Annotated in this window: 19 protein-coding genes and 1 pseudogene; 11 read left to right on the top strand and 9 right to left on the bottom strand. The window is 69.2% G+C overall.

The genetic code is table 11. The annotated features are described in order from the left end of the window. Positions 1-192 precede the first annotated feature (192 nt). Genes I4Q42_RS24680 through I4Q42_RS24665 form a run of 4 tightly spaced genes read right to left on the bottom strand, consistent with a single transcriptional unit; the run spans position 193 to position 2,193 of the window. Positions 193-750 (bottom strand): hypothetical protein, encoded by a 558-nt coding sequence (locus I4Q42_RS24680; protein WP_198578756.1) that lies wholly within the window; start codon positions 748-750, stop codon positions 193-195. After that, positions 747-1,325, bottom strand: coding sequence for a hypothetical protein (locus I4Q42_RS24675; RefSeq protein WP_198578755.1), 579 nt, complete (start codon positions 1,323-1,325; stop codon positions 747-749). Before I4Q42_RS24675 ends, I4Q42_RS24680 begins: the two co-directional genes overlap by 4 nt. Further along, entirely contained in the window at positions 1,325-1,618 is a 294-nt protein-coding gene (locus tag I4Q42_RS24670) for a PadR family transcriptional regulator (RefSeq protein WP_198578754.1), read from the bottom strand. Before I4Q42_RS24670 ends, I4Q42_RS24675 begins: the two co-directional genes overlap by 1 nt. Positions 1,619-1,632: 14 nt before the next feature. Further along, the gene (locus tag I4Q42_RS24665; protein ID WP_198578753.1) at positions 1,633-2,193 is read right to left on the bottom strand and encodes a hypothetical protein; all 561 of its coding nucleotides are present in this window, start codon (positions 2,191-2,193) and stop codon (positions 1,633-1,635) included. Between the two features lie 121 nt (positions 2,194-2,314). On the opposite strand from I4Q42_RS24665, the gene I4Q42_RS24660 reads away from it, so the two are divergent. Then, a complete protein-coding gene (locus I4Q42_RS24660) occupies positions 2,315-3,283 on the top strand; it encodes a magnesium and cobalt transport protein CorA (protein ID WP_198578752.1) in 969 nt (322 codons plus the stop codon). Between the two features lie 149 nt (positions 3,284-3,432). Here I4Q42_RS24660 and I4Q42_RS24655 read toward each other — a convergent pair whose 3' ends face one another. Further along, a complete protein-coding gene (locus I4Q42_RS24655; RefSeq protein WP_198578751.1) occupies positions 3,433-5,574 on the bottom strand; it encodes a TonB-dependent receptor domain-containing protein in 2,142 nt (713 codons plus the stop codon). A 401-nt stretch (positions 5,575-5,975) separates the two neighbouring features. Here I4Q42_RS24655 and I4Q42_RS24650 point away from each other — a divergent pair, with 401 nt between their 5' ends. Continuing rightward, complete coding sequence (locus I4Q42_RS24650; protein ID WP_198578750.1) at positions 5,976-7,412, top strand: sugar porter family MFS transporter; 1,437 nt, start codon at positions 5,976-5,978, stop codon at positions 7,410-7,412. Between the two features lie 219 nt (positions 7,413-7,631). Next, positions 7,632-9,251, top strand: coding sequence for a family 43 glycosylhydrolase (locus I4Q42_RS24645; protein ID WP_198578749.1), 1,620 nt, complete (start codon positions 7,632-7,634; stop codon positions 9,249-9,251). Positions 9,252-9,306: 55 nt separating this feature from the next. Here the strand turns inward: I4Q42_RS24645 and I4Q42_RS26255 are convergent. Next, a pseudogene (locus I4Q42_RS26255) lies at positions 9,307-9,406 on the bottom strand (hypothetical protein); the annotation flags it as partial. Here I4Q42_RS26255 and I4Q42_RS24640 point away from each other — a divergent pair. Beyond that, positions 9,405-10,265 carry a rhamnogalacturonan acetylesterase gene (locus I4Q42_RS24640; RefSeq protein ID WP_198578748.1) on the top strand — a complete coding sequence of 287 codons (861 nt, stop codon included), beginning with the start codon at positions 9,405-9,407 and terminating at the stop codon, positions 10,263-10,265. The pseudogene I4Q42_RS26255 and the gene I4Q42_RS24640 sit on opposite strands and share 2 nt — an antisense overlap. A 44-nt stretch (positions 10,266-10,309) precedes the next feature. Beyond that, entirely contained in the window at positions 10,310-10,936 is a 627-nt protein-coding gene (locus I4Q42_RS24635; protein ID WP_198578747.1) for a hypothetical protein, read from the top strand. A 4-nt stretch (positions 10,937-10,940) separates the two neighbouring features. On the opposite strand, the gene I4Q42_RS24630 is transcribed toward I4Q42_RS24635, so the two are convergent. Beyond that, positions 10,941-11,537: a TetR/AcrR family transcriptional regulator gene (locus I4Q42_RS24630; protein WP_198578746.1), complete on the bottom strand. Its 597-nt coding sequence runs from the start codon at positions 11,535-11,537 to the stop codon at positions 10,941-10,943. Positions 11,538-11,727: 190 nt separating this feature from the next. Here I4Q42_RS24630 and I4Q42_RS24625 point away from each other — a divergent pair, with 190 nt between their 5' ends. From I4Q42_RS24625 to I4Q42_RS24615, 3 genes are read left to right on the top strand one after another with little or no spacing between them, the layout of a single operon-like run. Continuing rightward, positions 11,728-12,882, top strand: a complete 1,155-nt coding sequence (locus I4Q42_RS24625; RefSeq protein WP_198578745.1) for an efflux RND transporter periplasmic adaptor subunit — start codon at positions 11,728-11,730, stop codon at positions 12,880-12,882. A gap of 12 nt (positions 12,883-12,894) precedes the next feature. Then, positions 12,895-16,089 (top strand): efflux RND transporter permease subunit, encoded by a 3,195-nt coding sequence (locus I4Q42_RS24620; RefSeq protein ID WP_198578744.1) that lies wholly within the window; start codon positions 12,895-12,897, stop codon positions 16,087-16,089. 4 nt (positions 16,090-16,093) lie between these two features. Beyond that, complete coding sequence (locus I4Q42_RS24615) at positions 16,094-17,494, top strand: efflux transporter outer membrane subunit (RefSeq protein WP_198578760.1); 1,401 nt, start codon at positions 16,094-16,096, stop codon at positions 17,492-17,494. 241 nt (positions 17,495-17,735) lie between these two features. On the opposite strand, the gene I4Q42_RS24610 is transcribed toward I4Q42_RS24615, so the two are convergent. Next, positions 17,736-18,872 (bottom strand): aspartyl beta-hydroxylase, encoded by a 1,137-nt coding sequence (locus tag I4Q42_RS24610; protein WP_198578743.1) that lies wholly within the window; start codon positions 18,870-18,872, stop codon positions 17,736-17,738. Positions 18,873-18,922: 50 nt separating this feature from the next. Between I4Q42_RS24610 and I4Q42_RS24605 the strand changes: the two genes are divergently transcribed. Beyond that, complete coding sequence (locus I4Q42_RS24605) at positions 18,923-19,603, top strand: aspartyl/asparaginyl beta-hydroxylase domain-containing protein (RefSeq protein WP_198578742.1); 681 nt, start codon at positions 18,923-18,925, stop codon at positions 19,601-19,603. 57 nt (positions 19,604-19,660) lie between these two features. Here the strand turns inward: I4Q42_RS24605 and I4Q42_RS24600 are convergent, their stop codons facing one another. Further along, positions 19,661-21,946 carry a glycoside hydrolase family 3 N-terminal domain-containing protein gene (locus tag I4Q42_RS24600; RefSeq protein ID WP_198578741.1) on the bottom strand — a complete coding sequence of 762 codons (2,286 nt, stop codon included), beginning with the start codon at positions 21,944-21,946 and terminating at the stop codon, positions 19,661-19,663. Positions 21,947-22,091: 145 nt separating this feature from the next. Between I4Q42_RS24600 and I4Q42_RS24595 the strand changes: the two genes are divergently transcribed. Next, the gene (locus I4Q42_RS24595; protein ID WP_198578740.1) at positions 22,092-22,316 is read left to right on the top strand and encodes a hypothetical protein; all 225 of its coding nucleotides are present in this window, start codon (positions 22,092-22,094) and stop codon (positions 22,314-22,316) included. A gap of 107 nt (positions 22,317-22,423) precedes the next feature. Continuing rightward, positions 22,424-24,997 (top strand): HWE histidine kinase domain-containing protein, encoded by a 2,574-nt coding sequence (locus I4Q42_RS24590; protein ID WP_232793426.1) that lies wholly within the window; start codon positions 22,424-22,426, stop codon positions 24,995-24,997. Positions 24,998-25,027: the final 30 nt, after the last annotated feature.

Here is a 25,027-nt window from a genome sequence, read left to right as displayed (position 1 = left end):
GCGTCCCCACGCCCGACGCCGCATCGCGCAACACCTACGGGGTGGGGGTGACGGGGCAGCTGGGCTCATGATCCCCCCCCTGTCGGGGGTGCGGCCGCCACGCTAGGGCGGGGCACGTGACTGCTGACCTAGCGGCTGCTGAGAACGCCCCCCTCCGGCCCTCCGGGCCACCTCCCCCAAAGGGGGAGGATCTCAGGCCGCGAACCGACGCAGCCGCGCGCCCAGTGTCGCGGCGGCGTAGCCCAGGGCCAGCATGGTCAGCGCCCCGGCCCATTGCAGAGCCGTGCCGGGATCGACCCGGCCGAGATGATGGAAGCCGTCGATGCTGGCGAGCCCGACCAGCAGGGGGCCGACGCCCAGGGCCAAGGCGGTGACCAGCCGGCGGTCGGGACGCTGGAACCCCAGCAGGCCGCCAAGGCCCAGATGGGCGACGACGGCGACCGGCGCCTGCAAGGCGAACATGGCGTCCAGCGAGATCAGTCCGAACACCATCGCCTCGATCAGCAGGAAGGAGGCGATCGTGCTGACGAAGAACACGCTCCCCGCCAGCGCCGCCGCATAGACCGCCTCTCCCGGCGCCCGCCAGCGCAGGCTCGTCGTCAGGCAGCCCAGCGCCCAGGACAGGCGCCCACGCTCCAGCGCCGTGAACTCGGCCTGCATGGCGCCGGCCCAGTCACGCCGCTCGGAGGGCGCAGCACGCGTCGCCAGAGCCATGAGCGCGCCGGCGATGTCCCTGCGTCGGCCGCTCATCGCGCGATCCTCACCGTCCGCAGCCGACGCAGGCCGGCGGCGGTCAGCAGGCCGACAAAACTCATCGGCGTCATCATGGTCCCGATGACCAGATAGGCGACGAGGGCGTCGGCGATGCTCGATCCGATGGCCGAGCCCCGCACGGCGAACACGACCAGATTGATCACCTGCGGCCCCATGCCCAGCACCAGGGCCGACAGCAGCTTACGGTCGGCGCGCCAGGTCCCGACGACGAGGCCGGCCAGCAGCGGCGCGCCGACGATGACCATGGGCAGAAGCTTGAACACCACCTTCGGTTCGCCCGGCCTGAAGGCGCTAGACGCGGCGATGACCAGCGGCAGGGCGGCCATCACGACCACCAGTCCGGCCGCCAAGGCGGCGGCATAGCCAGCCTCGCCGGCGGCCCGCCAGCGCAGGCTCGTCGCCAGGCAGCCGAGCGCCCAAGGCAGGCGCCCCGTCGCGAGCGCGGCGAACTCGGCCTGCATGGCGTACGCCCACTCCTGGCGCGCGGCGGGCGGATTTCGGGTGGCCAGCGCCATGATCGCGGCGGCCAGATCGTTTCGGCGTTCGGTCATCAGATGCCTCCAAGGGCCAGGGATGCGGACGGACGGCGGGCTTCGGCCAGGGCCGAGCGGCCGGCGCCGGTGATGCGATAGGCGTGGCGGGCCGGACGGCCGGGGCGCTCGGGCTCGAGCCAGCGGCTCTCCAGCAGGCCGCGGTCGGCCAGGCGGATCAGGATCGGATAGAGGCTGCCGGACTTGAGGCCCGTAGCGGCCGAAACCTCCAGGCCATAGAGCCACTCGCGTCCGTGCAGCGCGTCGAGCACGGCCAGGGACTGGGGTGAAAGCTTGCGGGGGGCGGCGGGCATGGACGTGCTCCTCTCTAGGCGTGTTGCGGCGGGCGAGCGCCCAGCCAGGCGCCGGCGACGGCGCCGAAGGCGGCCAGGCCGGTCAGCAGCGCCAAGGCGACGGCGGCGGGCGCACCGGCCGCCTCCAGCGTACCCAACGGCCCCGCGCCCAGGGCCAGGCCGATCAGGGACGGCGCCAGGCCGAGCACAAGCGCCGTCGCCGCCGCGCGGCCGGGCCGCGCCAGACCGGCGAGCAGGGCCAGGACGAAGGTCCCGATCAGCAGGGTCGGCAAAGGCAGGACCAGTCCGGCCTCGACCGATAGCAGGCCGCGCTCGAACAGCGCCCAGCCCAACCGCGACATCCCCCAACCGATGACATAGACGCCGCCGGCTAGCAGCGCCGCGTACGACGCCTCGCCGGGCGCGCGCCAGACGAGGCTGGCCGCCAGGCAACCCGTGGCCCAGGACAGGCGACCATGGTCCAGCGTCGCGAACTCGCCGCGCATGGCCGCCGCCCATTCGATGCGGTCGGCGGGCGGATTTCGAGCGGCCAGCGCCATCAGGCGCGCGGCCAGGTCAGATCGAGGGTCGGTCATCGGATGCGTCCTCGCGATAGGCTCGATCAAAACTCTACATATGTTGTGAATATCGTCAAGCGGCGCTCTTGCCCGCGCTCCGCGTTGTCGCCATGTCCGTACCGAGACACCCGGAGCCCGCATGAGCGTCGTCGCCGCCTACGCCTATGTCGATGGAAAGCGCGCACGCGAGCTGCGGCTCGACGAGCCCAGCGACCTGACGCCGCGCAAGGGCGAGTTCGTCTGGATCGGCCTTGTCGAACCGACGGAAGAAGAGCTGCGAATACTGCAGGAACGGTTCGACCTGCACCCGCTGGCCGTCGAGGACGCCCTGCACGCCCGGCAGATGCCCAAGGTCGACCTCTATGGGAACCAGCTGTTCGTGGTCGCCAAGACCGCCCAGCTGGAGAACGGACGGGTCGTGTTCGGCGAGACCGAGATCTTCGTCGGCGACCACCACCTGATCAGCGTGCGCCACGGCTCGGCCCGCGCGCACCTGGAGCTGCGCGCCCACCTGGAGGCCACGCCCGCCCTGCTGGCCAAGGGCGGCGACTACGTGCTGCACGCCATCCTCGACTTCATCGTCGACGGCTACCTGCCGGTGGTGGATGCGGTGGAAGACGAGCTGGCGCAGATGGAGCACCGGGCCCTGGACGCCTTCCTAAGCCGCGCCGAGATCACCCGCCTCTTCACCCTGCGGCGCGAGCTGACCAAGTTCCTGCGGCTGCTGGGTCCGATGACCCAGGTCGCCGGCTATCTGGAACATCACGACACGCCGTGCATCGACGCCGACGTGAAGCCCTATTTCCGCGACGTGCGCGACCACATCGCCCGGATCGACCTGCTGATCGGCAGCCTGGGCGACGTGCTCAACTCGGTGTTCGAGGTCAGCTCGCTGCTGGAGCAGCAGCGGCAGGGCGTGATCACCCGCCAGCTGGCCGCCTGGGCCGCCATCCTGGCCGTGCCGACGGCGGTGGCCGGGATCTACGGCATGAACTTCGAGCACATGCCCGAGCTGAAGTGGATGTTCGGCTATCCGGCGACGATCGGCCTGATCGTGGTCGTCTGTACGCTGCTCTACCGGCGCTTCAAGACGGCGGGGTGGCTGTAGCGGCAAGACGCTCCCCCTGAAGGGAGAGCTGTCGCGGAGCGACTGAGGGGGAAGTCATTGCTGAAGCGGCCAAGGCCTCGAAAGCTGAAAACTTCCCCCCTCCGGCCCTTCGGGCCACCTCCCCCCAGAGGAGGAGGATCTCAGGTCGATTAACCGCCGACCGCGCCCGAGCCGAAGTCGAACTGCTCGGGACGGGGCTTGCCGCCGCCGAAGGCCCAGGTGAAGCCGAAGAACACCGCCCGGACGTTGGCCGTGCGCACGGTGACGTCCTTGAGGGCGGCGGTATCGGTGACGGCCTTGTCCTCGAAGCTATCCAGCGCGTCCTGCACGGTCACGACCAGCGACAGCTTGTCGTTGACCTTCCGGCGGTAGCCCAGATTGACCATCTGGAACGGCTCGCGATGGCCCTGCGGTGTCAAGCGCTTGCCCGAGGTGAAGGCGTTGATCTGGAAGAAATCCTTGGGCGTGGCCTGCCAGTTGACGTTGGCGCGGCCCGACAGGGTGGTGGCCGAGCGCGTGCCGGTGAAGCCGAGGTTGCTCGCGTCGATCTCGTTCCAGAAGGCGTTGGCGCTGACGTTGTAGGTGATCTTCGGCGTCAGCCGGCCGTTGGCCACCAGCTCCAGCCCGCCGTTGCGGCTCTGGCTGAGGTTCTCGCGGGTCGTCAGCAGCACGCCGTTGCCCAGGTCGCGGACCACGTCGGTGACCACGCCGTCGCTGCTGCGGTAATAGGCCGTCGCCAGATAGTAGGCCGGCCCCTTGCGGTATTGCCAGCCCAGCTCGAACGAGTCGGTCACCTGCGGCTTCAGATAGGGATTGCCGGCCCGGTAGTTCTGCGGGTCCTGATAGACCGGATAGGGGTTCAGGTCCTGCACCTGCGGGCGCTGCACCCGGCGGCTGTAGCTGGCCTTGAAGGTGCTGTTCTCATTGACCGTGTAGCCCAGGTGCAGGCTGGGATAGACCTTGAAGTAGTCGTTGGCGATCTTCTGGCCGGTGGTCACCTGGTTGGCGTCGAGGTTCACCTGCTCGGCCCGCAGGCCGCCCTGGGCCGTGAAGTCGCCGAACGCCTTCTCGTAGGTCACGTAGCCGGCATAGACGTCCTGGTCGTACAGGAAGCGGTTGGTGCGGGCGGCGTCGACCGCCAGGGCGTTCGGGGCCGCGCCCTTTTCGCCGTGGTTGTCGTAGTCGTTCTTGGTCCACTCGAAATCGAGGCCGGTCTTCAGCGTGCCGCCGCCGACATCGGGCTGGGCGTAGTCGGTCTTGAAGTTGGTCCGCGCCTGCTCGGCGCCGAAGCCGAACGCCTCATAGACGTCGGCCGAAGGCGTGTTGTCGGTGAAGGCGGTGGAATTGCGCGAGAAGTCGGTCTCCTCGTATTCCAGGTGCGCGGTCAGCTGGTGCTCTGCGCCCTTGAACTGGTGGCGCCAGTCGGCGCTGACGCCGGCGTTGTCGCGCTTCATCGCCGCGTCGGTGTCGCGCACATAGGCGGCCGAGGACGACTGGTAGGTCTCCTCGCCGGTGGTGTCGAACTTCATGCTGCGCCAGCGGACTTCGCCGCTCAGCCGGTCCTTGGGCGTGACGTCGTAGTCGACGCCGCCGCGCAGATTGACCATGTCGCCCTTGTTCTCGAAGGCGCCGTCCTGGGTGCTCGATCCGGCGGCCGTCTGGCGCGCGATGGTCTGCCAGGCCTCCTGCTGCTCGTGGCGCAGGCCGACGTCGCCCGACAGGGTCAGCTTGCCATTGACGTAGTTGCCGCTGACGCCGCCGTTGTAGCGGCCGTCGGGGCTGGCGTTCAGGCGCAGCGTGCCCGTGCCGCCCGGCTTGCGGGTCTTCTTGGTGACCAGGTTGATGATCCCGGCCGTGCCGTCGGGACGGAAGGCCGCCGAAGGATTGGTCATCACCTCGACGCGGTCGATCTGGTCGGCCGGCATGGCCTGCAGGGCGTCGCCGCGACCGTCGCCGTTGAACATGCCCGAGGGCTTGCCGTCGATCAGGATGGTGACGTTGGCGTCGCCGCGCAGGCTGACATTGCCCTGCACGTCGACCTCGACCGAGGGGATGTTGCGCAGCGCGTCGGCGATCGAGCCGGTGCGGGCGGTCAGGTCGTTGGCGACGCTGTAGCTGCGGCGGTCGATCGAGCTGCGCATGGCGGTCGAGTCGCCGGTGACGGTGACGCCTTCGACGGCCGGCGGGCCCGGGGTCTTGGCCGCAGGCGCCGGGGCGGCCGTCTGGGCCAGCGCCAGGCAAGGCGTCGCGAGGATCGCGGTGGCGGACAGCAGGATGGTCTTCAGGCGCAAGGCGCGTCCCCCGGAAATAGTCGGTCGAGGCGCCGCGAGCGGACGGTCCGCGCTGGTCTCGACCTCCAGCCGTAAAGCGCGGCTTGGCCCGCGGAGCAAATTTCTTTTCGGCAATGTTCTTGCGCGGGCGCGACGATACTTGCGAACATCTCGCAAAATCTTGCCGCGAGGCCTCTAGGGCGGACACGTAAATGACAACGTTGCCATGGCCTCTTGCGGCCGGCGCGGGACCTGACACTATCGCTTGGCGCGAAGACGGCGGCGGAGGGGGAATCCCGCAAAAACGGCCGCTTGCGCGCTGATACCGGTAACACTAAGGTCGCCGGCAACAAGGGTTCCCGCGGGGGCCTGTTAGGGATCAAACATGGCTCCGCAGAGGGGCCAGTTCGGGGAGGACACCAGTGGCTTCAGTCTCCAGCGCCGGGCCCAGCGCCGGCATGAGCGCCGATGGCGGGAAGGTCAACATGGCCTTCGTCGCCGCCATCGTGGCCGTCGCCACCATCGGCGGCTTCATGTTCGGCTACGACAGCGGCGTCATCAACGGCACCCAGGAAGGCCTCAACAGCGCCTTCAAGCTCACCGCCTTCGGCACCGGCCTGAACGTCGCCGCCATCCTGATCGGCTGCGCCGTCGGCGCCTTCGCCGCCGGCCGCCTGGCCGACGTCTGGGGCCGCCGTACGGTGATGATCATCTCGGCTCTGCTGTTCGTGATCAGCGCCCTGGGCACCGGCGCGGCCCACACCTCGACCATCTTCGTGATCTTCCGCCTTATCGGCGGCCTGGGCGTCGGCGCCGCCAGCGTGCTGTGCCCGGTCTACATCTCGGAAGTCACGCCCGCCAACATCCGCGGCCGCCTGTCGTCGGTGCAGCAGATCATGATCATCACCGGCCTGACCGGCGCGTTCCTGGCCAACTATGTGCTGGCCCACACCGCCGGCAGCTCGACCGCCGAGTTCTGGCTGGGCCTGCCCGCCTGGCGCTGGATGTTCTGGATGCAGGTCATCCCGGCCGGCGTGTTCTTCCTGGCCCTGCTGACCATTCCGGAAAGCCCGCGCTTCCTGGTCGCCAAGGGCAAGGACGCCCAGGCCGAAGCCATCCTGTCGCGCCTGTTCGGCGAAGGCACGGGCGCGGCCAAGGTCGCCGAGATCCGCGCCTCGCTGAGCGCCGACCACAAGCCGAAGTTCTCGGACCTGCTCGACCCGGTGAGCCGCAAGATCCGTCCGATCCTGTGGGCCGGCCTGGTCCTGGCGGTCTTCCAGCAGTTCGTCGGCATCAACATCGTCTTCTACTACGGCTCGGTGCTGTGGCAGTCGGTGGGCTTCACCGAGGACGACAGCCTGAAGATCAACATCCTGTCGGGCGCGCTGTCGATCGTGGCCTGCCTGGCCGCCATCGCCCTGATCGACAAGATCGGCCGCAAGCCGCTGCTGCTGATCGGCTCGGTCGGCATGGCCGTGACCCTGGGCGTGCTGACCTGGTGCTTCTCGACCGCCACCACGGTCAACGGCGCCCTGCACCTGGACGGCAGCGTCGGCCCGATCGCCCTGGTCGCCGCCAACCTCTACGTGATCTTCTTCAACCTCTCCTGGGGCCCGGTCATGTGGGTCATGCTGGGCGAGATGTTCCCCAACCAGATGCGCGGCTCGGCCCTGGCCGTCGCCGGCTTCGCCCAGTGGATCGCCAACTTCGCGATCTCGTTCAGCTTCCCGGCCATGGCCAAGCTGAGCCTGGCGGCCACCTACGGCTTCTACGCGGCCAGCGCCGTGGTCTCGTTCTTCCTGGTTCAGAAGCTGATCCACGAGACCCGAGGCAAGGAACTCGAGGCGATGCAGGGGTAGTTTTCGAGAACCTCCCCCTGTGGGGGAGGTTCCTTCGACACCGGCAAACGCCCGGGAGCCCCGCTCCCGGGCGTTTTCTTTTGCCCGCGCCCCTGACAGCGTTATCCTCGGAAAATGGGCGATGACACCGGTAGACAAAGCCGCGTCACGCCGCTTAAGTGACCGGTAACAAGCCGACGCGACGCAGGACGCGCGGCCCTCGCCTCGGGAAGGAAACACATGGCCGATCTCAGCCGACGCGGCGCTTTAGGCTCGCTTCTGACCGGAGCCGCGGCCGCCGCCGCCCTTCCCGCCGCGGCCGAAGGTGTAGGCTCCCTGCCCGCCAAGGCGACCTCCGGACCGACCTGGACCAAGGGCATCGAAGGCCAGCGCAAGGGCGACCTGGGCGACGGGACCTTCCTCAATCCGATCCTGGCCGGCGACCGGCCCGACCCGTCGATCCTCAAGGACGGCGACGACTACTACATGACCCACTCGTCGTTCGACGCCTATCCGGGCCTGCTGATCTGGCACAGCAAGGACCTGGTGAACTGGTCGCCGGTGGGTCCGGCCCTGAAGACCAACATCGGCTCGGTCTGGGCGCCGGAACTGTGCAAGCACAAGGGTCGCTACTACCTCTACATCCCGGCCAAGTTCCCCAAGAACAACACCAGCTACGTGATCTGGGCCGACAAGATCGAAGGCCCGTGGTCAGAGCCGATCGACCTGAAGCTGCCCGGCTATATCGACCCCGGTCACGTGGTCGACGAGCACGGCGAGCGCTGGCTGTTCCTGTCGGGCGGCGACCGCATCAGGCTAGCGCCCGACGGCCTGTCGACGGTGGGCAAGCCCGAGCACGTCTACGATCCCTGGCGCTATCCGGACGACTGGGACGTCGAGGGCTTCTCGCCCGAAGGCCCCAAGGTGATGAAGCGCGGCGACTGGTTCTACATGATCACCGCCGTCGGCGGCACGGCCGGCCCGCCGACCGGCCACATGGTCATCGCCGCCCGCGCCCAATCGCTGGCCGGCCCGTGGGAGAACCATCCGCGCAACCCGCTGGTCCGCACCGTCGACAACGCCGAGAAATGGTGGTCGCGCGGCCACGCCACCCTGGTCGAGGGGCCGACGCCCGGAGACTGGTGGAGCGTCTATCACGGCTACGAGAACGGCTTCTGGACCCTGGGGCGCCAGACCTTGCTGGCGCCCGTCACCTGGACCAAGGACGGCTGGTTCGACATCGGCGGCGGCGACCTTGCCAAGCCGATCAAGAAACCAAAGGGCGGCAAGAGCGGGTCGCACGGCATGGCGCTGTCGGACGACTTCGGGGCCGACAAGTACGGCGTGCAGTGGAACTTCTTCGATCCCAAGCCGGGCGAGCAGGACCGCATCAGCCGCGCCGGCGGTGTGCTGACCCTCAAGGGCGCGGGCGAGGCGCCGTCGACAGGCTCGCCGCTGATCTTCGTCAACGGCGACCAGGCCTACGAGATCGAGTGCGAGGTCGAGATCGACCCCGACACCCGCGCCGGCCTGATCCTCTTCTACGACCGCCAGCTCTATTGCGGCCTGGGCTTCGACGCCAAGAACTTCGTCACCCACCAGTACGGCATCGAGCGCGGACGTCCCGCGAACCCGCATGGCTCGAAGATGCTGATCCGCCTGCGCAACACCCGCCACATCGTCGCCTTCCACACCAGCGGCGACGGCGGAGCGACCTGGAAGCGGTTCGACCGCGGCATGGAGGTCAGCGGCTACCACCACAATGTGCGCGGCGGCTTCCTGATGCTGAAGCCGGGGATCTACGCCGCCGGCAAGGGCTCGGCGCGGTTCCGGAACTTCAAGTACCGGGCGCTGGCGTAGTTTCAGATCCTCCCCCATCCCCTTCATCGTCATCCCGGAAAGCGCGTAGCGCTTATCCGGGACCCAGGGGCCAAGCGCAGTGCGGCGGCCCCTGGGTCCCGGCTCTCCGCTCCGCTGCGGCCGGGATGACGAGCAATTTGGAGCTGACACCCGATGAAGTCCCTCCTCCTCGCCGCCGCTCTCGTGGCCGCCCCCATGACCGCTCACGCCCAGACGCCAGCCGCCGAACCCGAACCCCCGATGTTCCGCGCCGTGAAGATCGTGCTGGTCGGCGACTCCACCACCGCCGTGATCGGCGGCTGGGGGCCCAGCTTCTGCGGGCAGCACGTCACCTCGTTCGCGGCCTGCATCAACCTGGCGCGCGGCGGCCGCTCAAGCGGCAACTATCGCACCGAGGGCTCGTGGCGGCTGGCGATGAAGGAGATCGGCTCGGGCGGCTTTTCCGACACCTATGTGCTGATCCAGTTCGGCCACAACGACCAGCCGGGCAAGCCGGGGCGCTCGACGGATCTGGTCACCGAATACCCCGTCAACCTCAAGCGCTATGTGGAAGAGGTGCGGGCGGCCGGCGGCAAGCCGGTGTTGGTCACGCCCCTGACCCGCCGGCAGTTCAAGGACGGCAAGCTGATCGACGACCTGGGCCCTTGGGCGCAAGCGACCCGCAAGGTCGCCACCGAGACCCAGACGCCGCTCGTGGATCTTCACGCCAAGAGCTTCGCCGCCGTCCAGGCCATGGGCGCGGCGGAAGCCACCCGCTTCGCCCAGATGCCGCCCCCGCCCGAGGTGCTGGCCGCCGCCAGGACCGGCACCACGATCAGCGCCCAACCCGCGGCGACGGGCGTGACCCCCGCGCCCGCCGCCCAGAACAACGCCGCCGTCGAGCCCATGGGCCAGGCCAAGCTGTCGTTCGACTACACCCACCTTGGCCGCGACGGGGCGGACTACTTCTCGAAGATCGTGACCGACGAACTGGCTGTCGCCGTGCCGGCCTTGCGGCGGGTGCTGGTGCCCTGATCCAAAGAACTGGCGCATATCGGTTACGCGTGTAATCTCAATACATGCTGTCCCCGCCCCGCCTCGCCCTGTTCCTCAGCCTGGCCCTCTGTATCGGCCTGCCATCCACGGCGCCCGCCAAGCCGATGCCGGCTCGGCGCGTAGCGGCCTGCGCGGCGGCCAAGGTCCTGGTCGAGGGCGTCCTGTCCCCGAGCGGCTCGCGGCCAGGCGCCGTGCGGACGGCTCCGGGCGAAGACATCCTGTCGAGGTTCCGAGGGCCCGACGGCGCCCTTCTCCTGGATGATGATCCAAACGATTCACGCTGGTTCCAGGTCAAGGCCGACGGCCTTCCCGAGCCAGTACGCCCGCCCGCTCGCGCTACCGTCCGGACCTTCGGCGCCGCCCGACAGGCAAGCGTCACGGACTGCGCGGACGTCCGTCGGTCGATCACCGCCAGGGGCATGCGCATAGTCGCGTCGGAAGGGTCGCCGCGCATGCGGCGTGACGGTCTCTACGACGTCACCACCCACACCCTGACCGTGCCGGTAGTGTCCCCTGACGGATCCGAGGCCCTGGCCTACGCCGACTCGGTCTCCGGACCGCTCGCGGGCGGCGGGTATCTCGTGCTGTTGCGTCGCAAGCCCGACGGCGCCTGGAAGATCGCCGGCCGCATGGGCCTTTGGATCTCCTAGCGCCCTACCCCAGCAGGCAGGTCAGCACGGCCTTCATCGTCTGGGCGATGGCCTGGCGGTCCTGGTCGGGGTGGTTGACGCTGCGCATGACCAGGCCGTCGAACATCGCGCCGATCATCTCGGTGCGGGCGGCGAACTCCTCGTCGCTCCATTCGGGCTTGCGGCTGCGCTCCAGCATGCTGCGGGCCAGCAGGCGCTCCTGCTCGTCGGCGGCGCGGACGATGGCGGCGACCTTGGGATTGCGCGAGGCCTCGGCCATCACCTCCAGCACCAGCGGCGCGCGACGCGGGTCGTAGCACTTGCAGACGGCGTCATCGATGTGCTCGAGCATGGCGTCGAGCAGCGTGCCCGGCCGGCTTTCCAGCTCGGCGAACTTCTCGCGCATCTCGGCCAGGTCCTGGGCGACGATGGCCGCGACCATGGCCTCCTTGTTCTCGAAATAGCGGTAGATCTGCCCCACGCTCAGGCCCGCGGCCTTGGCGATCTCGGCCATGCTGGCCCCGTGGAAGCCCGAGCGGCGCACGATGTCGCAGGCCGCATCCAAAATCTGCTGCCGCCGCGCCTCGGGCGTCGGCTTGGCGCTTGTACTCACGTCGACCATCGAGGGTCTCGCTCTCCATTACATTTCCGTCAGGTCAACCGCGCCGTCCTGTCGGGGTGTTGACTTCGCCTTACCCCGGGCCTATGTCCAGCGCAATTGAGAATGAACGTTCATTCTCAAATTGTTCATCATAGGCGCGTCGTCAAGGGATCCTCCCTCCTTGCGGCGCTCTGACGCTCCGGGGATATCCATGGCTATCAAACGTCCGCTCGCCGCTTCGGCGGTTCTTCTGGCGGCTGTCTCGCTCACCCTCGCCGCCTGCGGGCAAGGCAAGGGCGGCGCCGCGGGCGGCATGGGCGCGGGCGGGCCGACGCCCGTGGGCGTGGTGGTCGTGAAGACCGAGCCGGTGACCCTGATCAGCGAACTGCAAGGCCGCACCTCGGCCTATCTGGTCTCGGAAGTGCGCCCGCAGGTCGGCGGCATCGTCAAGTCGCGCCTGTTCCAGGAAGGCGGCTACGTCCGCGCCGGCCAGCCGCTCTACCAGATCGATCCGGCCACCTTCCAGGCCTCGGTCAACAGCGCCCAGGCGGGCCTGGCCCAGGCCCAGGCGACCTACACCGCCGCCAAGCTGAAGGCCGACCGCTACAAGGAACTGGTCGCCGTCAACGCCGTCTCCAAGCAGGACAACGACGACGCCCAGGCCGCCGCCCAGCAGGCCGCCGCCAACGTCGCCGCCCAGAAGGCCGCCGTCGACAGCGCCCGCATCAACCTGGGCTGGACCCGCGTGGTGGCCCCGATCTCGGGCCGCATCGGCAAGAGCTCGGTGACCCCCGGCGCCCTGGTCACGGCCAGCCAGACCACCGCCCTGGCCACCATCCAGAACCTCGACAAGATCTATGTCGACCTGACCCAGTCGTCGGCCGAACTGCTGCAGCTGCAGCGCGACCTGGCCGGCGGCCAGATCGGTCGTTCGGGCTCGGCCCAGGTGACCCTGAAGCTGGAAGACGGCTCGACCTACCCGGTCTCGGGCCGCCTGGAGTTCGCCGACGTCACCGTCGACCAGACCACCGGCTCGTTCGGCCTGCGCGCCACCTTCGACAATCCGAACGGCGTCCTGCTGCCGGGCATGTACGTGCGCGCCACCCTGGGCAAGGGCGTGGCCTCCAACGCCGTGCTGGTCCCGCAGGCCGGCGTCAGCCGCGACCCGAAGGGCAACGCCACGGTCACCGTGGTCAACGCCAAGGGCCTGGCGGAAACCCGTCCGATCACCGTCGGCCAGACCGTCGGCGACAAGTGGCTGGTCACCTCCGGCCTGAAGGTCGGCGACCAGGTCATCGTCGAAGGCCTGCAGAAGGTCCGTCCCGGCGCGCCCGTGAAGGCCGCCGTCATCACCGCTCAACGCTAAGGCCGGACCGTCATGTTGTCCCGTTTCTTCATCGACAGGCCCATCTTCGCGTGGGTCGTCGCGATCGTGATCATGCTGGCGGGGGCCCTGGCCATCCGCACGCTGCCGATCGCCCAATATCCCGAGATCGCCCTGCCGCAGGTCTCGGTCTCCGCCAACTATCCCGGCGCCTCGGCCAAGACGGTCGAAGACAGCGTCACCCAGGTCATCGAACAGAAGATGAAGGGCCTGGACGGGCTGGACTACATGTCGTCGACCAGCGACAGCTCCGGCTCGGCCACCACGACCCTGACCTTCAAGGCCGGCACCGACATCGACATCGCCCAGGTGCAGGTGCAGAACAAGCTGTCGAGCGCCGAGGCCCTGCTTCCCCAAGAGGTGCAGCAGCAAGGCCTGACGGTCGCAAAGTCGGCCCGTAACTTCATGATGGTGGTCGGCCTCTATTCCGAGGACGCCAGCACCACCAACACCGACCTGGCCGACTACATCGCCTCCAACATCCAGGACCCGCTGAGCCGCGTCGACGGCGTGGGCGACGTCCAGCTGTTCGGCGCCCAGTACGCCATGCGCATCTGGCTCGACCCGAACAAGCTGGCCTCCTACAGCCTGACCCCGGCCGACGTCTCCAGCGCCATCACGGCGCAGAACGCCCAGGTCTCGGCCGGCCAGCTGGGCGGCTCGCCCAACCTGCCGGGCACCGCGCTGAACGCCACGATCACGGCCCAGTCGCGCCTGCAGACGCCGGAAGAGTTCGAAAACATCATCGTCAAGAACAGCACCGGCGGCGCCATCGTCCACCTGCGCGACGTCGCCCGTGTCGAACTGGGCGCCGAAAGCTACGTCTCGGCCTCGAAGTTCAACGGCAAGCCGGCCGCCGGCCTGGCCATCAAGCTGGCCCCCGGCGCCAACGCGCTCGACACCGCCAAGGCGGTCAAGACGCGCATGGCCCAGCTCGAGAAGAGCTTCCCGAGCAGCTACCGCTACGTCGTACCCTACGACTCCACGCCCTTCGTGGAGCTGTCGATCCACGAGGTCATCAAGACCCTGGTCGAGGCCATCATCCTCGTCTTCATCGTCATGTTCCTGTTCCTGCAGAACTGGCGCGCGACCCTGATCCCGACCATCGCCGTGCCGGTCGTCCTGCTGGGCACCTTCGGCATCCTCGCGGCCTTCGGCTACTCCATCAACACCCTGACCATGTTTGGCCTGGTGCTGGCCATCGGCCTGCTCGTCGACGACGCCATCGTCGTGGTCGAGAACGTCGAGCGGGTGATGAGCGAGGAAGGGCTGTCTCCGCTGGAGGCCACCCGCAAGTCGATGACCGAGATCACCGGCGCCCTGATCGGCATCGCCCTGGTGCTGTCGGCGGTGTTCGTGCCGATGGCCTTCTTCAGCGGCTCGCAAGGCGTCATCTACCGCCAGTTCTCGATCACCATCGTCTCGGCGATGGGCCTGTCGGTCATCGTCGCCCTGATCCTGACCCCGGCCCTCTGCGCAACCATGCTGAAGCCGTCGAGCCGCGGCCATGGCGAGCCGCTGCGGACCGACCACCAGGGTCCGCTGGGCGCGATCGTCAACTTCGCCAACACCTTCTTCAACTGGTTCAACCGCAGCTTCAACGACGTCTCGGGCCGCTACCAGAACGGCGTCCGCGGCATCCTGGGCAAGAGCGTCCGCTGGATGGCGATCTACGGCGTGATCATCCTGGTCATGGGCCTGCTGTTCGTCCGCCTGCCCAGCGCCTTCCTGCCGGAAGAGGACCAGGGGATCATGATTACCCTCGTCCAGCTGCCGCCGGGCGCCACCGAGGAACGCACCCAGGGCGTGCTGGACCAGGTCCGCAGCCACTTCCTGGAAGGCGAGAAGGACGCCGTGCAGTCGGTGTTCACCGTCTCGGGCTTCAGCTTCAGCGGCGCCGGCCAGAACGCCGGTCTGGCCTTCGTCCGCCTGAAGGACTTCGACGAGCGCAAGGCCGCCAACCTCAAGGCCCAGGCCGTCGCCGGCCGCGCCATGGGCGCCTTCGGCCAGATCCGCGACGCGATGGTGTTCGCCATCGTGCCGCCGGCGGTGCCGGAACTGGGCACCTCGTCGGGCTTCGACTTCCAGCTGCAGGACATCGGCGGCGTGGGCCATGACGCCCTCACCGCCGCCCGCAACCAGGTTCTGGGCATGGCCGCCCAGGATCCCAACCTGGTCGGCGTGCGTCCCAACGGCCAGGAAGACACCCCGCAGCTGAAGATCGACATCGACCAGGCCAAGGCCGGGGCGATGGGCCTGACCACCGCGGACATCAACGCCGCGCTCAGCGCCGCGTGGGGCGGGTCGTACATCAACGACTTCGTCGATCGCGGCCGGGTCAAGAAGGTCTATCTGCAGGCCGACGCCCAGTACCGGATGAAGCCGGAAGACCTCAACAACTGGTACGTCCGCAACACCAGCGGCCAGATGGTGCCCTTCTCGGCCTTCGCCACCACGCACTGGGTCTACGGCTCGCCGCGACTGGAGCGCTACAACGGCCTGTCGTCGATGAACATCCAGGGCTCGCCGGCCCCGGGCAAGAGCTCGGGCGACGCGATGGCCGCGATGGAAAAGATCGCCGCCCAGCTGCCGGCCGGCATCAGCTTCGAATGGACCGGTCTGTCGGCCCAGGAGCGTGAGGCGGGCAACCAGGCTCCGGCCCTGTACGCCATCTCGATCCTGGTGGTGTTCCTGCTGCTGGCCGCCCTCTACGAGAGCTGGGCGATCCCGCTGTCGGTGATCATGGTCATTCCGCTCGGCATCGTCGGCGCCCTGCTGGCGACCACCCTGCGCGGCCTGTCCAACGACATCTACTTCCAGGTGGGCCTGCTGACGACCATGGGCCTGGCGGCCAAGAACGCCATCCTGATCGTCGAGTTCGCCAAGGAGATCTACGAGCGCACCGGAAACCTGGTGGAAGCCACGCTCGAAGCCGTCCGCATCCGCCTGCGTCCGATCATCATGACCTCGCTGGCCTTCGTCTTCGGCGTTCTGCCTCTGGCGATTTCCAACGGGGCCGGATCGGGCAGCCAGCACGCGATCGGCACCGGCGTCATCGGCGGCATGCTGTCGGCGACCATCCTGGCGATCTTCTTCGTCCCGCTGTTCTTCGTGATCGTCGAACGGATCTTCAAGCCCAAGCCCCGTCACCACGACGAGGCCCCCGCCGCTCCGGTGGAAAGCCACTGAGATGATGCTTCGTAACCTGACCCTCACCCTGCTGGCCGCTTCCGCCCTGTCGGCCTGCACCCTGGCTCCCCCGCACGAGCGTCCGGCCCTGCCGGTCGCCACGACCTGGCCAACGGCTTCGGCCAACGGTTCGAGCGTGAGCGCCGGCGACCTGGCCTGGAAACAGGTCTTCGAAGATCCCCGCCTGGCGGGGACGATCGAGCTGGCCCTGGCCAACAACCGCGACCTTCGGGTCGCGGTGCTCAACATCGACAAGGCCCGGGCGACCTATCGCGTCCAGCGCGCCGACCTGCTGCCGGGCGTCAACGCCTCGCTCAGCGAGACCCGCAGCCACACCCCGGCGGCGACCTCGCAGACCGGGTCGGCGCTCGAGGTCGAGGCCTATTCGGCCGGCATCGGCGTGACCTCCTACGAGGTCGACCTGTTCGGCCGTGTCCGCAGCCTGTCGAACGTCGCCCTGCAGAGCTATCTGTCGACCACCGAGACCGCCCGCGCGACCCAGATCAGCTTGATCGCCGAGACGGCCAACGCCTGGCTGACCCTGGCCGCCGACCAGGACCTGCTCTCCCTGGCCAAGGACACGCTGAAGAGCCGCGAGAACAGCCTGGCCCTCACCCAGCGCCAGTTCGACGCCGGCGCGGTCTCGCAGCTGGACCTGCGCGCTTCGCAGACCCTGGCCGAGACCGCCCGTTCGGACGTGGCGACCTACTCGGCCCAGGTCGAGCAGGACAAGAACGCCCTGCGCCTGCTCGCCGGGACCGACGTGCCGACCGACCTGCTGCCGGCCGGCGGCCTGATCACCGCGCAGATCCTCTCGGACCTGCCGGCGGGCGTGCCGTCCGACGTGCTGACCCGCCGTCCGGACGTCATCGCGGCCGAGCACGACCTGATGGGGGCGGAAGCCAACATCGGCGCGGCCCGCGCGGCCTTCTTCCCGCAGATCAGCCTGACCGGCTCGTACGGCAGCGCCAGCGCCGACCTGGGCGACCTGTTCAAGAGCGGCACCAAGAGCTGGAGCTTCGCCCCCAGCATCAGCCTGCCGATCTTCGCCGGCGGGGCCAACAAGGCCAATCTGGACGGCGCCAAGGCCAGCCAGAAGATCGCCGTGGCGACCTACGAGAAGACCGTGCAGACGGCCTTCCGCGAGGTCTCCGACGCCCTGGCGACCCAGGCGACCATCGGCGACCGCCTGGCCGCCCAGGAACGCCTGGCCGCCGCCGCCGCCGACACCGCGCGCCTGACCAAGCTGCGCTACGACCGCGGTGTCGACAGCTCCCTGACCCTGCTGGACGCCCAGCGCACGCAGTATTCGGCCCAGCAGGGCCTGATCACCGCGCGCCTGGCCCGGGCCAGCAACCTGGTCACGCTCTACAAGGTCCTCGGCGGCGGCGCCCCGAAGGCTTGACTGTTTGGGGAGGGTCCCGGCCCTCCCCTCTTCGACCCCCGCGCGACGGTGCGGGGCTGATCGCGGCGGCATCCCCCCGGACACGCCGCGACCGGAAGGGGCGCATCACCCCCCAATCCCAGATGCGCCCCTTCCACCCCTTCTTCTTTCAGATCAGCGACCGCCAGCCCCGTGCGTGGCCTCGTCCTTCGACAAGCTCAGGATGAGGACCAAGGGGGACGCCGCTCAGCGGCAAGGCGGCTCAGGAGGAAACCTCACCCTGAGCCTGTCGAAGGGCGAGGTTTCCGCACCCCGATCCCAACTCCAGCCGGCCATGCAGGCCGTCCAGCCAGCGGGCGCTGGCCGCGCGGATCGCTGGATCGACCGCAGCGCGCTTGGCCGCGCCGTCGGGCCGGAACGCTTGGCCGGGCGCCTTGGCGTCGAGCCGCGCCGCCGCCGTCATCGCCTCAAGCTCCATAGCCGTCGGCAGCCAGCCGAAGTGCGGCGCCACCCGCTCGATCACCGCCCACGGCAGGGCGTCGTAATTGACCAGCAGCCCCGCGCCGTCGCGCCCGAGGGCGTCCAGCATCGCCCCGCCGATCGCCGCCAGCACTCGGGCGCGGTAATCGACGTCGGGCACCGCCGGCTCGGCCAGGCCGAACACCGACGGCGCCACGACCTGCGGGACCATCTGCTCGCCGACGCCCCGCGCATGCGAGACCAGCACCTCGTCCGGCGTCCGGTAGAGGTGGACCCACGGCGCATCCGGAAACGCCTGGCGGAAGAGGTCGAAGGCCATGGCGTGCCAGCAGTCGAGCTTGAGGAACAGGCGGCCCTCGCCGGCGCCGCGCGCCCGTCCCAGCGCCGCGACCACGCCGCGCAGCAGCACGATCTTGCGCTCATCGGGCAGGTCGCCGCGCACCACCGCGTCGATCGGCGCGGCCTCGGACAGCACGGTCGCTCCGACGCCCAGCATGCGCCCGACCAGGGTCGAGCCGCAGCGCGACATGTGGAAGATCAGGCCGTCGGGCGAGGGACCGTCCAGCCCCTCCAGCGCCGAAAGCGATGTGCGCAGGGCCAACAGCCGGTTCAGCGGCGCGTTCCGCACGGCCGCGACGCTCTCGCCAAAGAACGGCTCGTCCAGCCGCCGCCCGCCGAAGAAGGCCCAGTCGACGGCGTCCTCCTCCGGCCGCACGGCAATCGGCAGCCAGCCGGCCGGCGGGGCCACGGCGCGCGGGACGAAAGTTCGGCCGTTCAGGCGTTCACGCACGGCCTCGGCCGGACCGTCCAAGGCGGCGACGAAGTCCTCGTCGCGGAACAGCGCCAACAGCCGCGAGCAGTGCTCAGGATCGGCAACCAGGCGCTCGACCACCGCCTCCACGTCCGCCGAAAGTTGCATGCGCCTCCACGGCCCTTGTCGGTTGAGAGGCCGCACCATAGGCTCCGCCGATGGGATTGCCAGACCGCCTGAAGCTGCCGCTGACCTTCGATCCCGACCGGCTGCGCGCGGACCTCGACGCCCTGACCGCCGGCGCCGACTGGATCGCCCATTTCGTCACCCAGAACTACGAGGGCGACTGGAGCGTCATTCCCCTGCGCAGCGCGGCGGGCGCGACCCATCCGGTGATGATGATCTATTCCGATCCCGGCGCGACGGCCTTCGAGGACACCCCGTTCCTAGCCCCCTGCCCCTATTTCCGCGAGGTGATCGCCGCCTTCCCGTTCGAGGCCACCAGCGCCCGGCTGATGAAGCTGGCCCCCGGCTCGGTGATCAAGACCCACAGCGACGAGGACCTCGACGCGACCTCGGCCCTCGTGCGCTTCCACGTGCCGGTCGTCACCAACCCCGACGTGGACTTCCGCCTCAACGGCGCCCGCGTGGTCATGGAGGCCGGCAGCGCCTGGTACCTCAAGCTCACCGACCCCCACAGCGTCGCCAACCACGGGACGGAAGACAGGGTGCACCTGGTGATCGACGGCCGGGTCAACGACTGGGTGCGGGGGTTGTTTGCTCAAACGATCCCCTCTCCCCTTGCGGGAGAGGGTGGCCCGCGAAGCGGGTCGGGTGAGGGGTCGAAAGCCTTGTCGGTCGCTGTTGCGGATCGACCGGGCGCAGCCGTCGAGGTCTGAGAGACCCCTCATCCGTCGGCCTTCGGCCGCCACCTTCTCCCGCAAGGGGAGAAGGGTTTAGGACACCAGCGTGAACTGCGCGTTCAGCCCGTCCACCGCGCTGTTGGCGACCCAGACTTCGAACAGCCCCGGCTCGGCGATCCAGCGGTCGCCTTCGCCGAAGAAGGTCAGGCTGCCGCGCTCCAGCACGAAGGTCACGTCGCGGCTTTCGCCGGGCTTCAGCGTCACCCGCAGGAAGCGCTTGAGCTCGCGCACCGGCCGCGTGCGGCTGGCCACCCGGTCGCGGACATAGAGCTGCACTACGTGCGTCCCCTCGACCTTGCCGGTGTTGGCGACCCGGGCGCTGACCTGCAGCTTGCCGTCCCAGGCCAGGGTCGGCGAGGACAGCTTCAGGTTCGACAGGGCGAAGGTGGTGTACGAAAGCCCGTAGCCGAACGGATAGAGCGCCTCGTTCTTCACCGTCCGCCAGCGGGCCTTGTACTCCTGGATCTCGCTGTCGGCCGGGGCCGGCCGACCCGTGCTGCGGTGATTGTAGGCGTAGGGCTGCTGGCCGCTCTCGTAGGGAAAGCTGACCGGCAGGCGGCCCGAGGGGTTTACCGATCCGAACACCACATCGGCCACGGCGTGGCCGGTCTCGGTGCCCAGGAACCAGGTGGCCAGGATAGCGGGCGCGTTCTTGACCGCCCCGTCCAGCACCAGGGCCCGGCCATGGCGCAGCAGCACGACGGTGGGCTTGCCGACGGCCGCCACCGCCTCGGCCAGCATCATCTGCGGCTTGGGAATGCCGATCTCGGTGCGCGACTGGGCCTCGCCCGACATGTTCTGGCCCTCGCCGATCGCCAGCACGACGATGTCGGCGGCGGCCGCAGCGGCCACGGCCGCCTGGATGCCGCCGGGGATCGAGGCTTCGACGTCGCTGCCCTTGACCGTCTGCAGAAGGTTCGGATCGGCCATGGCCTGGCGAAAGCCGGTGGCCAGATCGACACCCAGGCTCTTGTCGCCGAAGAAGGCCCAGGGCCCCAGGATGTTGTCGCGGTCGTCGGCGAAGGGGCCGATCAGGGCGATGCGCTTGCCCGCGCGCGGCAGGGGCAGGATGCCGCCCTCGTTCTTCAGCAGCACGATCGAGCGGCCGCCCGCCTCGCGGCTCAAGGCGCGCATCTGCGGCGTCGCGGTGCGAGCGGCCTGGGCCTTGGCGTCGATCGAGCGGAACGGCTGGTCGAACAGGCCGATGGCTTCCTTCAGCATCAGCACCCGGCGCACGGCCTGGTCGACCACCGCCATCGGCGCCGCGCCGCTGGCCACCAGCTCGGGCAGATAGCGGCTGTAGAGCCCGCTCTGCATGCTGATGTCGACGCCGGCCAGGATCGCCAGCCGCGCCGCGTCACGGTCGTCGGCCGCATAGCCGTGGGCCACCAGCTCCTGGTCGGCGGTGTAGTCAGAGATCACCACGCCGCGGAACTTCCACTCGCCGCGCAGCAGGTCGGTCAGCAGCCTCTTGTTGGCCGTGGCCGGCACGCCGTTGATGTCGTTGAAGGCCGACATGGCCGTCAGGCACCCGGCCTCGAAGGCGGCCTGGAACGGCGGCAGGTGGACCTCGCGCAGGGTCGCGTCGGAGATCTCGACGGTGTTGTAGTCCATGCCCGCCGCCACGGCGCCGTAGGCGGCGAAGTGCTTGGCGCAGGCCAGCATCGAGTCCGGCGCGGTCAGGTTCGGCCCCTGGAAGCCGCGCACCCGGGCCTGGGCCAGCGCCTCGCCCAGGAACACGTCCTCGCCCGAGCCTTCGGCCACCCGGCCCCAGCGCTCGTCGCGGGCGACGTCGACCATCGGCGCGAAGGTCCAGTGCAGGCCGTGGGCCGTAGCCTCCTGGGCGGCGGCCCGCGCCGTGCGCTCGGCCAGGGGCGGATCGAAGGCGGCGGCCTCGGCCAGGGGGATCGGATAAACGGTCTTGAAGCCGTGGATGACGTCCGCCGCCAGCAGCAGCGGGATGCCCAGCCGCGAATGCTCCACCGCCGCCGTCTGGGCCAGCAGGGCGCCCTCGACGCCCACCCCGTTCATCAGCGTGCCGATCTTGCCCGCCCGGGTCTCGGCCAGCAGCTGCTGGGTGTTGCGCAGGTTGATCGCCGGGTTCATGTCGCCCACCGGCGGGCGGATCATGTCGGCGTAGCAGGACAGCTGCCCGGCCTTTTCGTCGATCGTCATCTGGGCGATCAGCGTCTCGACGCGATCCGAAGCCCGCCCTTGCGCCGCAGCCTTGCCGGCCAGGGCCAGCCCCGCCAGACCCGCGCCGCCGGCCATCAGTGCGCGACGGCTGATCCCTTCAAGCCGAGCTTCGCGTCGCTGCATAGAATCCCTTCCGACTGTCGCTGCGGCGGGCAACCTCGCCGACGACGGCCGATCGTGCAACGCCTCGCCGCCCCCCACGCGAACTTGGGAGGCGAACCACGGCGGAAGCCTTGCGTTATCAGTCTGGCTGAAGGGAGACCCGACCATGACCGCCCAATGGCGCATCGAGATCCGACTGGGCGACGGCCATGCCCCCCTGCGCAGCGTACTGGTCGAGGCCGACACCGAAGTCGAGGCCCTGCGCCAGGTGCTGGAAGAGGCCGAACGTGACCACGTCGCCGCCGAGGAACTGCTGCTCGACGGCCAGGAAGAGGTGTTTTCCCGCACCGAGGTCGTCGACGGCCACGTGGAGCATCAGGGCGAAGCCTGAAGGTTCCCTCCCAGGGAACCCGGAAAAGCCGCGAGCGTTCTGAGCAGTTCGCGCGTACGGCCAAGCTCCACAGGGGCGCCTGACCGGCGTTCTGGAGCCTGCCCGCCTTGACGACCGATACGCCCCGCGTCGACCTGACCAACTGCGACCGGGAACCCATCCATATCCTCGGGGCCATCCAGCCCATCGGCTTCCTGGTGGCCCTGACCGCCGACTGGCTGGTCGCCCGCGTCTCGGCCAATATTGGCGACTTCATCGGTCGCGAGCCGGACGAGCTGTTCGGCAAGCCGCTGTTCGAGCTGTTCCTGCCCAAGGCGATTCACGACCTGCGCAACCGCTCCGCGTTGCTGCGGGGCGCGGACTCGGTCGAGCGCATCTTCGACCTGGAACTGGTCGCCGGCCGTCAGAAGTTCGACATCGCCCTGCACTTTTCGGCCGGACAGATCGTCATCGAGGCCGAGCCGGCGTCCGGCGAGCACGGCGACGCCACTGGCATGGTGCGCTCGATGATCGCCCGCCTGGACGGCGCCCCTGACTTCGCCGCCTTCTATCGCGAGGGCGCGCGCCAGGTGCGGGCCTTGATCGAGTTCGACCGGGTGATGGTCTACCGCTTCGCCGCCGACGGTTCGGGCGAGGTGGTGGCCGAGGCGGCGCGCTCGGGCATCGGCGCCTTCATGGGCCTGCGCTACCCGGCCTCCGACATCCCCGCCCAGGCCCGCGAGCTCTATCGCCGCAACCTTCTGCGCGTGATCACCGACGTCAACGCCACGCCGGTGCCGATCCTTCCCCAGCGCGACGAGAGCGGCCAGCCGCTGGACCTGTCGCTGTCGGTGCTGCGCTCGGTCTCGCCGATCCATATCGAATATCTGAAGAACATGGGCGTGCAGGCTTCGCTGTCGATCTCGATCGTCGTCGAGGGCAAGCTGTGGGGCCTGTTCGCCTGCCACCACTATTCGCCGCGCTGCCCCACCTTCGAGCGCCGCTCGGTCAGCGAGCTGTTCGCCCAGATGTTCTCGATGCGGCTGGAAAGCCGCGAGCGGCAGGAGACGGTCGAGTACGAGCGCCGCGCCCGCGACATCTCCGACCAGCTGCTCGGCGCCGTCGCCTCGGACGAGACCCTGCTGAAGGACCCCGACTGGCTGGGCGACATCCTGACCAACGCCATCCCGGCCGACGGGGTGGGCGTGTGGCTGGGCGGCAACCACGCCTTTTCGGGCACGGTGCCGCCGCTGGACGACTTCCGCCGCATCGTCCGGGGCCTGAACGGCACGGCCGCCGGCAAGGTCTTCGCCACCGACCACATCGGTTCGCTGGTGCCGGACGCCCAGGCCTTCGCCTCGGACGCGGCCGGCATGCTGGCCATCCCGATCTCGCGCTCGCCCCGCGACTATGTCGTGCTGTTCCGCAAGGAGCTGATCCATTCGGTGCGCTGGGCGGGCGACCCGCACAAGCCGGTGGAGTACGGCCCCAACGGGCCGCGCCTGACGCCGCGCGCCAGCTTCGCCGAGTGGAAGGAACTGGTCGAGGGCCGGGCCCAGCCGTTCACCGGCTCGGAGATCCGTGTCGCCGAGACCCTGCGCGCCACCCTGATCGAGGTGGTGCTGCGCCTGGCCGACGAAGCCTCGGCCGAGCGCCAGCAGGCCAGCGCCCGCCAGGAGCTGCTGATCGCCGAGTTGAACCACCGGGTGCGCAACATCCTGGGCCTGATCCGCGGCCTGATCCGCCAGTCCCTGCCGTCCGGCGGCGACATCGGCGAGTTCGTCAAGGTCGTCGACGGGCGCATCCACGCCCTGGCCCGCGCCCACAACCAGATCACCGACGACCACTGGGGTCCCGCGCCGTTGCAGGCCCTGATCGACGCCGAGGCCGCCGCCTTCGTCGACGAGCGCGACCGCATCGCCGTGCAGGGCGAGCCGGTGTCGCTGAACCCGCAGGCCTATTCGACCCTGGCCCTGGTGTTCCACGAGCTGGTCACCAACTCCAACAAGTACGGCGCGCTGTCGGCAGCCGGCGGCCAGGTGACGATCGGCTGGCACCGCAACGCCGGCGGCGACCTGGCGGTGGAATGGCGCGAGGCCGGCGGTCCGCCGGTCGTTCCCCCGACGCGCAAGGGTTTCGGCACCACGATCATCGAACGCTCGGTGCCCTACGACCTCGGCGGCACGGTGAAGACTGACTACGACCCCAAGGGCTTTCGCGCGGTGTTCAACATTCCCGCCCGCCACCTGTCCGAACCGCGCACCGGCAGCGGCCAGCAGGCGATCAAGTATCCGCGCTCCTCGCCCGGCCACCAGCATCCGCCGCCGTCGAAGATCCTGCAGGGCCAGTCCCTGCTGCTGGTCGAGGACAGCCTCATCATCGCCCTGGACGCCGAGGACATCGCCAACCGCCTGGGCGCCGACAGCGTCGTCACGGCCGCGACGGTGCAGGGCGCGCTCGACAGCATCGAGGCCAATCCCCCGAGCGTGGCGGTGCTCGACATCAATCTGGGCGACCGCAACAGCTATCCGATCGCCGACCGCCTGGCCGAGCTACGCGTGCCGTTCCTGTTCGCCACCGGCTATGGCGAACAGGCCAACCTGCCGCTGGACCATCGCGGCCGGCTGGTCGTCCAGAAGCCCTACACCCTGGAGAACGTCGCCCGCGCCATGGACAGCCTGGGGGTCGGCCCCGCGGAGTAGGGCCGTTCCGTCCCAAACCGCGCGGACCGA

The sequence above is a fragment of the Caulobacter hibisci genome, from assembly GCF_016135805.1.
GTDB classification, from domain to species: Bacteria; Pseudomonadota; Alphaproteobacteria; order Caulobacterales; family Caulobacteraceae; genus Caulobacter; species Caulobacter hibisci.
The sequence above is the reverse complement of the archived record's forward strand: the minus strand, read 5'-3'. Positions and strand labels throughout refer to the sequence as shown.